Below are 14,125 nucleotides of genomic sequence, written 5' to 3'. Positions count from 1 at the left end.
TAGCGACATCGCCCGTCAACAGGGCGAACGGCAATGATAGCCGTGATCATGGGCCGCTAGCGATCTGCTTCCTTGAGTTTTTCCGACATCTTCACCAGCGTTGCCAACGAGTCCGCATTCATCTTGCGCATCAACGACCCGCGCCGCACTTTCACGGTTACCTCGCTCAAGCCCAGTCGGGCGGCTACCTGTTTGTTCAACAGCCCTGATACGACCAGGTCCATCACCTCGCGCTCGCCGTCAGTCAACGCGCCATGCCGACGTTTCAACGCGTCGACACTCGCCGCGGCCTTGCGCCGTTCCTGGTCGCGGTTCAGGCCCAGGGTGATTGCATCGAGCAGGTCCTGTTCGCGAAACGGCTTGGTCAGGAACTCCAGCGCCCCGGCCTTCATGGCTTTGACGGACATGGGAATGTCGCCATGGGCGGTGATGAACACCACCGGGACCTGAATATTCAAACGCGCCATTTCCTGCTGGAAATCCAGCCCACTCAGGCCCGGCATGCGGACGTCGAGGATCAGGCACGCCGGGACGTCCGGCCGTTCGGTGTCCATGAATTCACGGGCCGAGCCGAAGGCTGTGCTCGCCAGGCCCACGGAGGCCAGCAGGTCTTGCAGTGAGGCCCGCACCGAAGGGTCGTCGTCGATGATGAAGACTATCGAGTCGGCCTGGTCATGCATGTCAGTTTGGCCCATCGGATTCCCTTGTGACGGCTGGCAGGGTGAAGTGAAACGTCGAACCTGACGGCGCATGGCTGGTGGCCCAGAGACGTCCGTCATGGGCCTCGATGATTGAACGGCTGATGGCCAACCCCATCCCCATGCCGTCCTGCTTGGTGCTGTAGAAGGCGTCGAACACCCGTTCGCGGTCGCTGGCCGGCAAGCCATTGCCTTGGTCGGATACTGAAAAGAGCAGTTGCCCAGGCGATTCGAGCGTCACCTGAAACTGCAGAATCCGCTGGTCCACGTCAACCTGACGCATGGCGTCGAGCGCGTTCATCGCCAGGTTCAGGATCACTTGCTGGATCTGCACTTCGTCCGCCAGCATCGGCGGCAGTCCGTCCTGGACCTGCACGTGCAAAGTGATGTTCTGTTCGTTCAGCTCGCTCGTCATCAAGCGCAACGCGGCATGGACCGTGTCGGCCACGTTCAGCCACTGCTTCGTCGGTGCTTGATGCCGGGCCATGCCGCGCAACCGAGCGATGATGTCGCTGGCCCGGTGGGTGTCGGCGATGATCCGCTCCACCGCCTGCCGGGCCTTGGGCAGGTTGGGCGGCTCGGTCGCCATCCAGCGCAGGCAGGCACCGCCGCTGGTGGCCACGGCAGCCAGCGGCTGGTTGACCTCGTGGGCAATCGAGGCGGCGAGTTCGCCGAGCATGTTGATGCGGGCGATGTGCGCCAGGTGGGCACGGGTCTGATGCACCGTGCGCACGGCGGCCGAGAGACGCAGCGCCAGGTACGTCGTGCCAGCGATGGCCGCGAGGCTGATCAGCACGTTGATCAGCCCGGCCTCCGTGTCGCCAAAGCGCGTCAGCCGGTAGCTCAGGATCGTCAGGACCATGCAGATGAGCGCTACCCCGGCCACGGCGCGTGCCGGCAGGATTCTCACCGCGATCAGCACCACCACGATCTGGAAGACCCCGACCGCGATTTCCAGGTCGGTGACCGTATCGATCGCCGCGATGCCGAGGGCCAACCCCAGCAGGAGCAGCAGGCGCAGGGTCAACTGGGTTCTTCTCATCGAATGTCCATCGCGCATTGCTCCAACGACCGATCCACGCAGTTTATACCGCAGCACCTCAGGATGGATTATCCAGGCTGAACTGATCGGCCACTTCGTCATAGGCGAACAATTCGGCATAGCGTCCCCATTGCGTGACACAGTCGAGCGTAATAGCGGCATCGTGCTCGGACATGAAGTCTTCCAGTTGGTCACGGAAACGCCTGGCCGGTGCGGTGCGGGTGGGGCGGTCGTCCAGCACCCGGCGCACATGCCCCACCAACGGCACATATTTAAGCAGGTGGCGGGCAAACAGGTGCTTGCGCTCATCCACCGCTGACTCGGCGTAGCGCTGCCCGGCCGGCAGGAGGGTGATGTGGCCGTCCTGCAAGTCGGCCAGGCGCAGGAGCTGCAACACCTCGGCGACCGGCAAAAGATCACTGGCGGTGTAGCGCAATGCGCCGGCGAGCTCGCGCAGATCCGCTTGGCCGGCAAACGGCTGATCCTGCACCGCTTCGATCAGCCCGGCCAGGGCATTGCTGGAAATCGACGGCAGGACCATGCCCACGCCGCTGCCCGCAAAGGTCTCCTGGCGTGCGGAGCCGACATTCGCGCCGCCGGCCATCTGCACGTAAATGTGTTCGACCAAGGCTTGGAATGCCGGGTCGGCGCGATTGCGCGGCTGGCTGAGGTCCACGGTGATCTCGCTCATGACCCGCCCCGGGTTGGAGGAGAAAATCAGAATTCGATCACACATCAGCACGGCTTCTTCGATGTTGTGGGTGACCATCAGGATCGACCTGATCGGCATGCGCCCCTCACGCCACAACTCCAGCAGATCGGTGCGCAGCGTTTCGGCGGTCAATACGTCCAGGGCGAAAATGGCTCGTCCATCAACAGCACATCCGGATTGACCACCAGTGCGCGGGCCAGGCCGACGCGCTGGCGCATGCCGCCTGACAGTTCTTTGGGGAAGGCGCTTTCGAAGCCATCGAGACCGATCATGTCGATGGCGGCCAGCGCCCGCCGACGCCGCTCAGGGGCCGTCACGCTGAGGGCCTCGAGGCCGACCTCGACGTTTTGCAGCACCGTCAGCCAGGGGAACAGGGCGAAGCTCTGGAACACCATGCGCACCGAACTCGTCAGCCCTTGGGCATTGGGCGGAAAATCCACCACCCCCGTGGTGGGCGAAATCAGCCCTGCGATGGAGCGCAGCAAGGTCGATTTGCCGGATCCCGAACGCCCCAGCAGGCCGACGATTTCGCCCTCGTCCAGGCGCATGCAGACATTGTCCAGGACCGGGCGCTCGGCACCGCTGGCCGTGCCGTAGACATGGCCGACTTGCTGCACATCCACCAGGCAGCGTTTGTCTATCACTTGCATGGGATTGCCCTCAATCAATTCGAAGCCGACGTTCGGCGAAACCGTACAGCGGCCGCCACAGCAACCTGTTGAAACCCACCACGAAAATCGACATGACCACCACGCCCAGTGCCACCCGATGCAGATCCCCGGCCGTGGTGGCCTGGGCGATAAAGGCACCCAAGCCGGACGCATACAGATGGTGATCGCCCCAGGACACCGCCTCGGCGACGATGCTGGCGTTCCATGAGCCACCCGCTGCCGTGAGGGCACCGGTGATGTAATAAGGGAAGACGCCCGGCAGCGCGACCTGGCGCCACCACTGCCAGCCGCGCATGTGGAAGCTGCGCGCCGCCTCGCGCAAATCCGTCGGCAGGGCGCTGGCACCGGCAATCACGTTGAACAGGATGTACCACTGGGTGCCCAGGATCATCAGCGGCGAGAGCCAGATATCGGGGTTGAGTTTCAGGGCGACGATGGCGATCACCGCAAACGGAAACAGCACGTTGGCCGGGAAGGCCGCCATCAATTGCGCGACGGGTTGCAGGCGTTCGGCCCAGCGCGGGTTCAAGCCGATCCAGACGCCGATGGGCACCCACAATACGCTGGCCAGTACAATGAGCACGCTGACTCGCACCAGGGTGATCAGGCCCAGGCCAAACGTACTGGCCACGTCCTCCCAACCTAACGTGCTGCCGATGAACCGCGACAACTGCAGGATGCCGGCGATGCAGGCAGCGGCGACCAGGGCGAGCCAGACCCGGTCGGCTGCGCGGCTGACGCGGGCACTGGTCTTGACGCGGATGGACGGCAGGCGGGGGATCTTTTCCAGGAACAACGACGCCTTGATGCTGCCCAGCGCCAGCAGCACCAAGGGCACCAGGCGAGTCGAGCGCAGCAGGTCGTAGACCCTGGACCGTGGGCGCTTCTGGGAGGCGGTCTGCTCGAAGCGGAATTTGTCCGCCCAGGCGACGATTGGCCGGAAAAACAGCAGGTCATAGGCAATGATCACCCCAACCATGGCTAGCACGGCCCAAGCAATCGCGGCGATGTTTTGCTGCTCGATCGCCAGCGCCAGCCATGAGCCGATACCCGGCAGACTGACGATGGTGTCGCCGACGGTGATGGCCTCGGAAGCGACCACAAAAAACCAGCCGCCGGACATCGACATCATCATGTTCCACACCAGGCCCGGTGTGGCGAAGGGCAGTTCCAGCCTGATGAAGCGTTGCCATGGCGAAAACGCGAACTGTCGGCTGACCTCGTAAAGATCGTTGGGCACGGTTCTCAGCGATTGATAGAAACTGAAGGTCATGTTCCAGACTTGACTGGTAAAGATGGCGAAGATGGCCGCGCACTCCACACCGGTTTCCTTGCCCGGGAAAAGTCCCATGAAGAACACAACGGTAAAAGTAAGAAAGCCAAGGACTGGCACCGATTGGAGAATATCCAAAGCGGGCAGGATAACGATTGCAGCCTTGCGGCTTTTGGCGGCCAATGTGGCGACGACCAAGGAAAAAACAAACGAAGCGAACAAGGCGATGAACATGCGCAAAGTCGTGCGCAAGGTATATTCCGGCAGGCGCACCAGATCAAGGGACAGCGGTGAAGAGTCAAGCACGCCGAGGGGTTGGTTCATTTGATCCAGGCCTTGGAATACAAAGGCAGCCAAGAGCACCAGGAGGCCCAACAGCGCTATATCGGCCCACCAGGAATTAGCAGGAAGTTGTTCCCGGTTTTTGAAGGGCGTCAATACAGGTGCAAGGAAAGAAGGGCGCATGGATCACCTTTATTTACTGTTCAAAGCCAGAGCTGCGACCACACTTGCGATCATCGGATGTCATGAAGTTGAAGCGCACTTGAACGGGAGCGTTAAATGCCCGGCAAGATTAAGTGTTGCCTGGGCTGAAGACCACGCTGACTTGGGACATGGAAATATACTTTGGTATATCCGTTTCCCTTGGGAGAGAGAACTTCGCGGTATGGCTTTATCTTTTTTCGCCAATTGAAAGTTGTGCGACGAGGGCGGGAGGCGTTCGCCTGATCCGTACTTTTCTGCCTCAGGTGCCTCTGTAATGAACCCGGGCCCCACCCCAGAATAACCACGCGGGTAGCCTATCGGACGGCCCGTGTACGGCAATTTCTTGATCCAGGGGTGCTCATGACGAAAATGGCGATTTTTTTAGGTGGGTTTTTGGCGCTGACCCTGTTGATCGGCGTACTGGCGACGATTTCGCCGGTATAGGCAAAGGTCGTTGGCGCTTCCTCCTGGCGACGACGTGACGATTTCATTGAACACTGCGGTGCTCATAACGACTAACCCCCAACAGGCCACTTGATTTGCTCAATGGATCAAGCGGTGTTTTACCTTGCGTGGCGCCATGACACATGCGCAGCCGCAGGACTTCAAGGGGTAAGCGATGATTGAGGGTTTTGAGGGATTTTTCACAGGGTACACGGTGCTAGGTATTTCGTTGGCTAGCTGGATCTTTGCATTTAGCGCGGCTGTGCTCAGCTACGTGCTTGCAAGGACTGCGATCCGGTTTGTGTTCAGGAGAATCCAGACGAGGGCGAGGGCGGGCAACGGTCATCTGAGTTACATTGCCAGCCAAGTGCTGTCAGCCACCAGCAACACGCTGCTGTTGTTGGCGTCGATTCTGGTGGGGATAGGCATACTTGATTTGCCTGAGCGCTGGCTCAATCGTGTCAGCAGCCTTTGGTTTGTGGTGGCCGCGTTGCAGGTCGGCTTATGGACGAACCGAGCATTGGCGCTTTTGCTGCATCGCTATTTTTCTGTCCATGGGGCGAACGGGACATTTCAGGCAAGTGCCTTGGCGACCCTGAGTCTCTGGGGCGCAAGGGTGCTCCTGTGGGCGGTGATTCTACTTGCGATGCTGTCGAACGTCGGCGTTAACATCACGGCCTTCGTGGCGAGCCTCGGTGTCGGTGGTATCGCTGTGGCCCTCGCGGTCCAGAATATTCTGGGCGATGTGTTTGCCTCGCTGTCGATTGCCGTCGACAAGCCATTCGAGGTGGGCGATTTCATCGTGGTGGGTTCGCTTGCCGGTACGGTGGAGCACGTTGGCCTGAAGACGACCCGCATAAGAAGTCTGGGGGGCGAGCAAATCGTCATGGCGAATGCCGATATGATCGGCAGCACGATCCAGAATTACAAGCGGCTGCAGGAGCGCCGCATCGTTTTCGAGTTTCGCCTGACCTATGAGTGCTCGACCGAACAGATCAGGCAGGTCACGCAACGGGTCGAAGCCATCATCAGGGGCGAAGAGCAAGCCCGGTTCGATCGCTGCCATTTCAGAAGTTTCGGCCAGAGCGCCCTGGAATTCGAGACGGTCTATATCGTCCTGGACGCCAGTTATAACGTCTACATGGACGTCCAGCAGAGGATCAATCTGAAGATCATGGAAGCGGTTGCCGAGCTGGACACGAAATTCGCTTTCCCGTCACAGACCGTTCATATCGCTTCCTTGCCCGACTCCGTGGCACTTCGCTCGATCACGCAGCATTCATCGCGCGCCGGGCATGCTTGATATCATGCCCTTGTTACCGATGCAAAATCACCTGCGCGATCTCCTGCAACCCCATCACCCGTTGTGCGGCGTTGAGTTTGATCGCTTCCTTGGGCATGCCGAAGACCACGCAGCTGGCTTCGTCCTGGGCCACGGTGCTGCTGCCGGCATCGAGCATTTCCTTCAGGCCGCGGGCACCGTCGTCACCCATGCCGGTCATGATGATGCCGGTGGCGTTGCGGCCGGCGAATTTGGCGACTGAGCGAAACAACACATCCACCGAAGGGCGGTGGCGGTTGACTAGCGGGCCGTCCACCACCTGCACGTGATAGAACGCACCGCTGCGGGTCACCATCATGTGTTTACCGCCCGGTGCGATGAGCGCCAGGCCCGGGTGGATGCGGTCGTTATTGCGGGCCTCGCGCACTTCGATCTGGCACAGGCTGTTGAGTCGGGCGGCGAACGAAGCGGTGAATTTTTCCGGCATGTGCTGGACGATGACGATGCCCGGGCACACCCGCGGCAGGGCGGTGAGCACCGCTTCCAGGGCCTGGGTGCCGCCGGTGGAGGTGCCCAGGGCGACGATGCGTTCGGTGGTCTGCGCCATGGCATGGCCGTTGGCGGCGGGCAGCATGGCGTCGGCGGTGAGTTTGGTGGCCGGCGTCAGCGCGGCCGGGGCGGGGCGTTTTCCGAGGTTGCGCACGTTGACTTGGGCGGCGGCGCGGATCGCCGAGACCAGTTCCGGCGCCGATTCCAGCAGAAAATTCTTCAACCCCGTGGTGGGCTTGGTGATGATTTCCACCGCGCCGGCGGCCATGGCCTGCAGGGTGGTTTCTGCGCCCCGGGGCGTCAGGGACGAGCAAATCACCACCGGCGTGGGGCGCTCGCTCATGATTTTCTTCAGGAAAGTGATGCCGTCCATGCGCGGCATTTCCACGTCCAGCACGATCACGTCGGGCCATTCGCGGGCCAGTTTGTCCATGGCGAAAATCGGATCGGACGCCGCGCCCATGACGTGGATGTCCGGTGTTTCGCTGAGGATCGCCAACAACACCTGGCGAACCACGGCAGAGTCATCCACCAGCAGTACATTGATCTTTTTTGACATGGTCAGTGCCGGGTCCTTATGGGTTGGTGCCTGACCCACACATCGCCGCTGCACAGGTCGAAGATGATGCTGCGGTGACCGGTGCTGCCCATGTCCTGGGCAATCAGGTCGAGGCGATAGAGGGCGGCCATTTCCAGCGCGGCGTTGACGTTCAGCCGCGCCACATCGCCGTAGGGCACATGGCGTTGCAGCTCGGGGAACATCTCGCCGCCGCCGAACAGCTTGAGTTGATAGTCCTCGGGTTCGGTATGGTGGGCCCGGGCCTGGCGCATGAACAGTTCGATGGCTTCGTCAGCGTAGATGCCGTTCAGTGCGGTGGAACAGCGCACCCGACTGGGTAACATGAAGTGGCACATGGCGCCGATCCTGCGCTCCGGGTGCCACAGTGTGATCGCCACGCAAGAGCCAAGGATCGTACGCAGACGGGTCGGGCTGGTGGCGAAGCGAAACTCCCCCGGCGCCAGGTACACCTCGGCCACATCCTGGATGGCGGCGTTCATGGTTTGCGGTAAATCGAGGGTGCCACCAGTTTCAACGCATCGGACACACCGTTGAGGCTTTCCGAGTGGCTGACGATGAAATACCCGCCGGACTTGAGCCGGGGGATCAAGCGGGCTACCACTTTGCTTTTGGTGGGTTGATCGAAATAGATCATGACGTTGCGCAGGAAGATCACATCGAACTCCCCCAGCTCCGGCAAGGTGTCGTTGAGGTTGACCTGGATGAAGTTGACCCGGTTGCGCAAGGCCCGGTCGATCAGGAACGTGCCTTGCTGGCTGCCGGTGCCCTTGAGGCAATATTTCACCAGTAGCGGTTGGGGCAGGGTGCGTGCACGTTCCATCGGGTAGTGCCCGGAGCGCGCCTTGGCCAGCACCTGGCTGCTGATGTCCGAACCGATGACTTCCCAGGGCGTGGTGCCGAGCCCTTCGGCCAGGGTCATGGCCAGGCTGTAGGGTTCTTCCCCCGATGAGCTGGCCGCACTCCACAGGCGGAAGGTCTTGCCCGGTGTCGCGTGAGGCAGCACGTGTTGGCGCAGGAAATCGAAATGCTTGGGCTCGCGGAAAAAATAGGTCTCGTTGGTGGTCAACAGGTCCAGCGCCACCTGCAACTCATCGGTGCGCTGGCCGTTCATGATCAGCTTGAAATACTCGCCGTAGCTGTCGAGCCCATAGTGCTTGAGGCGCTTGAACAAACGCCCGGCCACCAGGGCTTTCTTGGCTTCGGACAAGCTGATGCCGGCGGCCTGGTACAGCCAGGATTGGAACTGGCCGAACTCTCGGTCGCTGAGTGCCAGGGAGTTCGCCGTGCGTTCCTTGCAGGTATCGGCGTTCACGGGGCTTCCACTTCCAGCGCGTTCGGGCTGGCTTCGGCGAGTTGGGACATTTCGTCGATCGACAGCACGCGGTCCACCTCCAGCACGATGACGAACTTGCCATCGACCTTGGCCATGCCACTGATGAAATCGGCCCGGATCTTCGCGCCGAAGCTCGGTGGCGGTTCGATCTGCGAGGCCGGAATTTCCAGCACCGCCGACACCGTGTCCACCAGCAGGCCAATGTCCTGGGCCTGGCCGTCGGCGCTGGAGGCTTCGATGATCACCACGCAGGAGCGCCGGCTGATCGCCGAATTCGGTCGGCCGAAACGGGCGGACAAATCCACCACCGGCACGACTGCGCCGCGCAGGTTGATCACCCCGCGCACGAAGGCCGGCATCATGGGCACCACGGTCAAGTTGCCGTATTCGATGATTTCCTTGATGCACAGGATGCCGATGGCAAACATCTCCGTGCCAAGCATGAACGTCAGGTATTGCGCTTCTTCCTCGACCGCGATGGCGGTCTGACGTGTGGTCGCGATGGCGCCCATTGCCTTTTCTCCTTTAAGCAAGCCTGTGGAACCGGGCCGTCAGAACCGGGTGAATTCCGATTCGTCTGGCGCGTTGGCCATGTTGTAGGCAAACGCCTTGGGCATGACCGGCGTCGCTGCCCGGGCCGGCTTGCGGCTGGACTGACCCGGGGGGTTGTCGATCCGGGCGACCTGAATGGCGGACTTGGGCGGTGTGTCCAAGGTAAAGAAGCTCATGGCCTGCTGCAGTTGCTCCGCCTGGCTGCTCATTTCCTCGGCGGTGGCGGCCAGTTCTTCGCTGCTGGAAGCGTTCTGCTGGGTCACCTGGTTGAGCTGGGTCATGGCGGTGTTGATCTGCGCCACGCCAGCGGCCTGTTCTTCGGAGGCGGCGCTGATTTCCTGCACCAGGTCCGAGGTCTTGTTGATCGAGGGGACCATCTCGTTGAGCAGGTTCCCGGCTTTTTCCGCCATGTCGACGCTGCTGGACGACAGCTCGCCGATCTCTTGGGCGGCGACCTGGCTGCGTTCGGCCAGTTTGCGCACTTCGGCAGCGACCACTGCGAAGCCTTTGCCGTGTTCACCGGCGCGGGCGGCTTCGATGGCAGCGTTGAGCGCCAGCAGGTTGGTCTGGTAGGCGATGTCGTCGATGATGCTGATGCGCTGGGCGATTTTTTTCATCGCCACCACGGTCTGCTGCACCGATTCGCCGCCGTCGGTGGCTTCCTTGGCGGCCTTGCTGGCCATGCCATCGGTAACCTTGGCGTTCTCGGTGTTCTGGTTGATGCTGGCGCTCATCTGTTCGATGGAAGCGCTGGTTTCCTCGACGCTGGCCGCCTGCTCGCTGGTGGCCTGGCTCATCGATTGGGCGGTGGCGCTGACTTCTTCGGAGGCGCTGGCCAGGTTGTCCGCGGCGTTGCGCACTTCGCCGATGATGTGGGAGAGCTTGCCGATCATGTTCTGCATGGCGTTGAGCACCATGCCGGTTTCGTCCTTGGAGCCGCCTTCGATTTTCGCGTTCAGGTTACCTTCGGCCAATTGTTCGGCAACGATCGCGGCCTGTTTCAATGGGCGGGAGATGATGCGCGAGACGAACAGCGCCAGGCCCAGGCCCACCAGCAGGGCGGCAACCAGCACGGCGATGATCGACAGGCGGGCATTCTCATACAGCTGCCTGCCATGGGTGCTGGCCACGTCGGCCCCGGCGGCATTGATTTCGACCAGTTTCTGCAGGTCGGCGGTTACCAGGTCGAAATGGCGCTTGGACTCGCCCCTGAGCAACGTCCGGGCTTCGCTGGTCAGATTCTGTCGGGACAGTGCGAGCAGGTCCTTGCTCACCGCCAGGTACGCGGCCCAGTCAGTGCGAGTAGTGTCGAACAGTTGGCGATCTTCGGCACTCGATAGCAGTTTTTCATAGGTCGTCAGGCGTGTTTCGAAACCCTGCCTGGCTTCGTCCGCTTCTTGCTCAACGGCGGTACGCTCCTGCTCGGATTCAGCGGTAATGTGGCGGTTTTCCTTGAGGCGGTAATTGGCTGCGTAGAAGCGCATGCCCGACGCCGCACGCATCGAAGGCATCCAGTTTTCCCGGATATCGAGGGTGGTGCCGTTCACCTGGCCCAGCTGGATGATCGAGAACACTCCCATGACGGCTGTCAGCGCCAGCACCACAAGAAATGAAGTGATCAGTTTGGTGGCGATTCTAAGGTCGTAGAACCATTTCATTGGGAAGTACCTCTCCATGGAATTGCTAAAGCGTCAGCGAGCGTTGGCTTGTTGTAATTGAGTCGGGGTGTAGCGGTTTTCTGTCTGGGCGATCTGGGTGAGCAGCGCCGGTACGTCGAGAATCAACGCCACCGCGCCACTGCCCAGGATGGTCGAGCCACTGATGCCGCGAAGGGCGCCGAACAGCTTGCCCAGGGGCTTGATCACCGTCTGGAACTCACCCAGCAAGTCATCCACCACCAGCCCGGCCTTGAGTTCGGCGTAGCGCACCACCACCACGTTCTGCCGGCGAGCGGGCGGGCCTTCGTGGCTGAAGTGATCGCGCAGGTAGACCAGGGGCAGCACCTCGCCGCGCAGGTCGAGATAGCCTTGTTCGCGGCTGGCGAACCCATCGTCTTCGCTCAGCTCGATGCATTCCTGGACCATGTCCAGCGGAATGACATAGGTCGACTGGCCGATGCCCACCAGAAAACCATTGATGATCGCCAGGGTCAGCGGCAGGCGAATGCGCACCACGGTGCCCTTGCCGGGCTGGCTGTCGAGGTCGACGGTGCCGCGCAGCAGGGTGATGTTGCGCTTGACCACGTCCATGCCCACGCCACGCCCAGACAGGTTGGTCACGGCCTGGGCGGTGGAAAAACCGGGCTCGAAGATCAGGTTGTAGATCTCCTGGTCGGTCGGGCTCGCGCCGGGGGCGACCAGGCCGCGCTCCTGGGCTTTTTCCAGGATCCGGTCACGGTTCAGGCCGGCACCGTCGTCGGCGATTTCCAGCACGATGCTGCCGGAATCGTGATACGCGTTGAGGTGCAGGTGCCCCTTGGCCGGTTTGCCCGCCGCCAGCCGGGCCTCGGCGGTTTCAATGCCGTGGTCCATGGCGTTGCGCAGCAGGTGCATGAGCGGGTCGCCGATTTTTTCAACCACGGTCTTGTCCAGTTCGGTCTCCGCGCCGCTGATGATCAGGTCGATGTCCTTGCCCAGTTCCTGGCTGACATCGCGTACCACCCGACGGAAGCGGTTGAAGGTTTCGCCGATGGGAATCATGCGCAGGCGCAGGGCGCCATCGAGGATTTCTTCCACCAGCCCGGAGACTGACGAGGTGGCCTCCTGCAATGGATCGTTCTGGCAGGTGCGGGCCAACAGGCTGGCACCGGCGCTGGCGATGACCAGTTCGCCCACCAGGTTGATCAGTTCGTCGAGCTTGTCGGCATTGACCCGCACATAGGTACCGTCCTTGGCCTTGCTGTCGTTGCTCACCGTTTGTTTGTCGGTGGCGATCTGGGCGGGCATGCGCGGCGTCTTGCGCTGGTCGGACAGCAACTCGCCGGTGGCGACCAATGCGGTGGTTTCCTCGGCCGGTTCCGGCGACGTCGTGACCAGGCCGGTGTTGGCCTGGGGCGCGATGTCGTCGTCCTGGGCAACGATCTCGATCTCGCAGTCTTCCCGGACGAAATCGAACACTTCATTGATCGCGCCGTGGCTGGCGGCCGAGCGAAACGCGATATCGAAACCCAGGTAGCAGGATTCGGCGTCCCAGGCTTCGGCCGCCGGCAGGGCGTCGGTCAAGGTGGTGATGTCGACGATTTCACCCAGGGTTTGCAGGTAGCGCAGGAACGACAGCGGGTCCATGCCGTTGCGGAACACGTCCTGGCCGAAGCGCAGGGAGATGTGCCAGAGGCGCGTTTCGCCGGGTTCACTGGTTTTGGTTTCCGGGGCTGGCGTCGGGGCCGCGGCGGGCGAGGGCGCCTGGTACTCCTGCAGGATCTGGCACAGCTCCACTTCTCGTTGCAGGGCCGGTGGCGGCAGTGTTGCGCCCTCGTTGGCCGCCACATTGATCAGTTCCAGCATGTGGTCGCTGGACTTGAGCAGCACCGCGATCAGGCCGGCATCCACCTCGACGCTGCCGTTGCGCAGGCGGTCGAGCACGTCTTCGACGACGTGGGTGAAGCTGACGATCGGTTCCAGGCCGAACAGCCCGGCCGACCCCTTGATCGTGTGGGCAGCCCGGAAGATGGCACCGATCGCGTCATCGTCGCCGGGATCGGTTTCCAGTTGCAGCAGCGACTCTTCCATCGCTTGCAACTGTTCCCGTGCCTCGACGATGAAGGTCTGTTGTGCCTGATCGAGATTGATGCTCACGCTCATATCCTTTGTCGTGTTCGACGTCTTGCAGCCCTAGGCAACCAGGTTGCACAGGGCAAGTGTTTCCGTGACGGCCTTGCTTTGGCCGGTCAGCGTCAGTTGAGTCCCGGCCCTGGAGGCTTCGCGCTGCACCATCAGCAGCAGTTGCAGGCCGGCGCCGTCCATCTCGGTGATCTGCGACAGATCAAGGGCCATTCGCGGCGTGGCTCCCAGGTGCGGCAGCCACTGCGCGGCCAACTCGGCCGCGGTGTAGATCGTCAGCTCGCCGTCGATGTGCACCTGGGCGGTGTCATCTTGTGTTTCGTAGTGCAACGACATGGGAGCCTCCGCTCATCAAGGAAGAATCAGCTTGGATACCGCCGCCAGCATCTGTGCCGGCTGGAACGGCTTGACCACCCAGGCCTTCGCCCCGGCGGCCTGGCCTTCCTGTTTCTTCGATTCCTGGGATTCGGTGGTGAGCATGATGATCGGCGTGAACTTGTAGCTGGCCAGCTTCTTGACCTCCTTGACGAAGGTGATGCCGTCCATGTTGGGCATGTTCACGTCACTGATGATCAGGTGCACTTTCTGGCCATTGAGTTTGCCCAGCGCATCCTTGCCATCGCTGGCTTCGATCACGTCATAGCCGGCACTTTTCAACGCGATGCTGACCACCTGCCGAACGCTCGCGGAGTCGTCGACAACCAATACACTTTTAGCCATGAAC

The 14,125-nt window shown here is 61.6% G+C and carries 13 protein-coding genes and 1 pseudogene; 2 read left to right on the top strand and 12 right to left on the bottom strand.

Translation table 11 applies throughout. The annotated features are described in order from the left end of the window. Window positions 1-56 precede the first annotated feature (56 nt). The 4 genes and pseudogenes from ACMTA2_RS21375 to ACMTA2_RS21360 all read right to left on the bottom strand — a co-directional run bounded on the left by ACMTA2_RS21375 (window position 57) and on the right by ACMTA2_RS21360 (window position 4,861). Entirely contained in the window at window positions 57-695 is a 639-nt protein-coding gene (locus ACMTA2_RS21375) for a response regulator transcription factor (RefSeq protein WP_413791659.1), read from the bottom strand. Continuing rightward, window positions 682-1,758: a sensor histidine kinase gene (locus ACMTA2_RS21370; protein WP_413791658.1), complete on the bottom strand. Its 1,077-nt coding sequence runs from the start codon at window positions 1,756-1,758 to the stop codon at window positions 682-684. Before ACMTA2_RS21370 ends, ACMTA2_RS21375 begins: the two co-directional genes overlap by 14 nt. Before the next feature lie 40 nt (window positions 1,759-1,798). Then, a pseudogene (locus tag ACMTA2_RS21365) lies at window positions 1,799-3,102 on the bottom strand (ABC transporter ATP-binding protein). 10 nt (window positions 3,103-3,112) lie between these two features. Beyond that, window positions 3,113-4,861 (bottom strand): ABC transporter permease, encoded by a 1,749-nt coding sequence (locus ACMTA2_RS21360; RefSeq protein WP_413791657.1) that lies wholly within the window; start codon window positions 4,859-4,861, stop codon window positions 3,113-3,115. Between ACMTA2_RS21360 and ACMTA2_RS21355 the strand changes: the two genes are divergently transcribed. Both ACMTA2_RS21355 and ACMTA2_RS21350 read left to right on the top strand, forming a co-directional pair. Next, a complete protein-coding gene (locus tag ACMTA2_RS21355; RefSeq protein WP_413791656.1) occupies window positions 4,860-5,090 on the top strand; it encodes a hypothetical protein in 231 nt (76 codons plus the stop codon). The two genes, ACMTA2_RS21360 and ACMTA2_RS21355, sit on opposite strands and share 2 nt — an antisense overlap. 411 nt (window positions 5,091-5,501) lie before the next feature. Further along, on the top strand, window positions 5,502-6,629 hold the full coding sequence (locus ACMTA2_RS21350; protein WP_413791655.1) for a mechanosensitive ion channel family protein: 1,128 nt from the start codon (window positions 5,502-5,504) through the stop codon (window positions 6,627-6,629). Window positions 6,630-6,642: 13 nt separating this feature from the next. Here the strand turns inward: ACMTA2_RS21350 and ACMTA2_RS21345 are convergent, their stop codons facing one another. From ACMTA2_RS21345 to ACMTA2_RS21310, 8 genes are read right to left on the bottom strand one after another with little or no spacing between them, the layout of a single operon-like run. Continuing rightward, window positions 6,643-7,716: a protein-glutamate methylesterase/protein-glutamine glutaminase gene (locus tag ACMTA2_RS21345; RefSeq protein ID WP_413791654.1), complete on the bottom strand. Its 1,074-nt coding sequence runs from the start codon at window positions 7,714-7,716 to the stop codon at window positions 6,643-6,645. A gap of 2 nt (window positions 7,717-7,718) precedes the next feature. Next, complete coding sequence (gene cheD / locus ACMTA2_RS21340; protein ID WP_413791653.1) at window positions 7,719-8,216, bottom strand: chemoreceptor glutamine deamidase CheD; 498 nt, start codon at window positions 8,214-8,216, stop codon at window positions 7,719-7,721. After that, window positions 8,213-9,049, bottom strand: a complete 837-nt coding sequence (locus ACMTA2_RS21335; RefSeq protein WP_413791652.1) for a CheR family methyltransferase — start codon at window positions 9,047-9,049, stop codon at window positions 8,213-8,215. Before ACMTA2_RS21335 ends, cheD begins: the two co-directional genes overlap by 4 nt. Further along, entirely contained in the window at window positions 9,046-9,582 is a 537-nt protein-coding gene (locus tag ACMTA2_RS21330; RefSeq protein WP_413791651.1) for a chemotaxis protein CheW, read from the bottom strand. The genes ACMTA2_RS21335 and ACMTA2_RS21330 overlap by 4 nt, the downstream gene beginning before the upstream one ends. 39 nt (window positions 9,583-9,621) lie before the next feature. Further along, window positions 9,622-11,280, bottom strand: coding sequence for a methyl-accepting chemotaxis protein (locus ACMTA2_RS21325; protein ID WP_413791650.1), 1,659 nt, complete (start codon window positions 11,278-11,280; stop codon window positions 9,622-9,624). A 33-nt stretch (window positions 11,281-11,313) separates the two neighbouring features. Next, a complete protein-coding gene (locus tag ACMTA2_RS21320) occupies window positions 11,314-13,416 on the bottom strand; it encodes a chemotaxis protein CheA (RefSeq protein ID WP_413791649.1) in 2,103 nt (700 codons plus the stop codon). Between the two features lie 36 nt (window positions 13,417-13,452). Then, complete coding sequence (locus tag ACMTA2_RS21315) at window positions 13,453-13,737, bottom strand: STAS domain-containing protein (protein WP_413791648.1); 285 nt, start codon at window positions 13,735-13,737, stop codon at window positions 13,453-13,455. Window positions 13,738-13,752: 15 nt separating this feature from the next. After that, window positions 13,753-14,121, bottom strand: coding sequence for a response regulator (locus ACMTA2_RS21310; RefSeq protein WP_413791647.1), 369 nt, complete (start codon window positions 14,119-14,121; stop codon window positions 13,753-13,755). Between the last annotated feature and the right edge of the window lie 4 nt (window positions 14,122-14,125).

This window comes from Pseudomonas medicaginis (assembly GCF_965119365.1).
Taxonomy (GTDB): Bacteria; Pseudomonadota; Gammaproteobacteria; order Pseudomonadales; family Pseudomonadaceae; genus Aquipseudomonas.
This window is presented reverse-complemented; position numbering and strand designations above follow the sequence as displayed.

What these genes read in the sequence shown, in the direction of transcription:
- ACMTA2_RS21375 (WP_413791659.1), bottom strand. Translation starts at nt 695, where the DNA reads ATGGGCCAAACTGACATGCATGACCAGGCCGACTCGATAGTCTTCATC.
- ACMTA2_RS21370 (WP_413791658.1), bottom strand. Translation starts at nt 1,758, where the DNA reads ATGCGCGATGGACATTCGATGAGAAGAACCCAGTTGACCCTGCGCCTG.
- ACMTA2_RS21355 (WP_413791656.1), top strand. Translation starts at nt 4,860, where the DNA reads ATGGATCACCTTTATTTACTGTTCAAAGCCAGAGCTGCGACCACACTT.
- ACMTA2_RS21360 (WP_413791657.1), bottom strand. Translation starts at nt 4,861, where the DNA reads ATGCGCCCTTCTTTCCTTGCACCTGTATTGACGCCCTTCAAAAACCGG.
- ACMTA2_RS21350 (WP_413791655.1), top strand. Translation starts at nt 5,502, where the DNA reads ATGATTGAGGGTTTTGAGGGATTTTTCACAGGGTACACGGTGCTAGGT.
- ACMTA2_RS21345 (WP_413791654.1), bottom strand. Translation starts at nt 7,716, where the DNA reads ATGTCAAAAAAGATCAATGTACTGCTGGTGGATGACTCTGCCGTGGTT.
- cheD (WP_413791653.1), bottom strand. Translation starts at nt 8,216, where the DNA reads ATGAACGCCGCCATCCAGGATGTGGCCGAGGTGTACCTGGCGCCGGGG.
- ACMTA2_RS21330 (WP_413791651.1), bottom strand. Translation starts at nt 9,582, where the DNA reads ATGGGCGCCATCGCGACCACACGTCAGACCGCCATCGCGGTCGAGGAA.
- ACMTA2_RS21325 (WP_413791650.1), bottom strand. Translation starts at nt 11,280, where the DNA reads ATGAAATGGTTCTACGACCTTAGAATCGCCACCAAACTGATCACTTCA.
- ACMTA2_RS21315 (WP_413791648.1), bottom strand. Translation starts at nt 13,737, where the DNA reads ATGTCGTTGCACTACGAAACACAAGATGACACCGCCCAGGTGCACATC.
- ACMTA2_RS21310 (WP_413791647.1), bottom strand. Translation starts at nt 14,121, where the DNA reads ATGGCTAAAAGTGTATTGGTTGTCGACGACTCCGCGAGCGTTCGGCAG.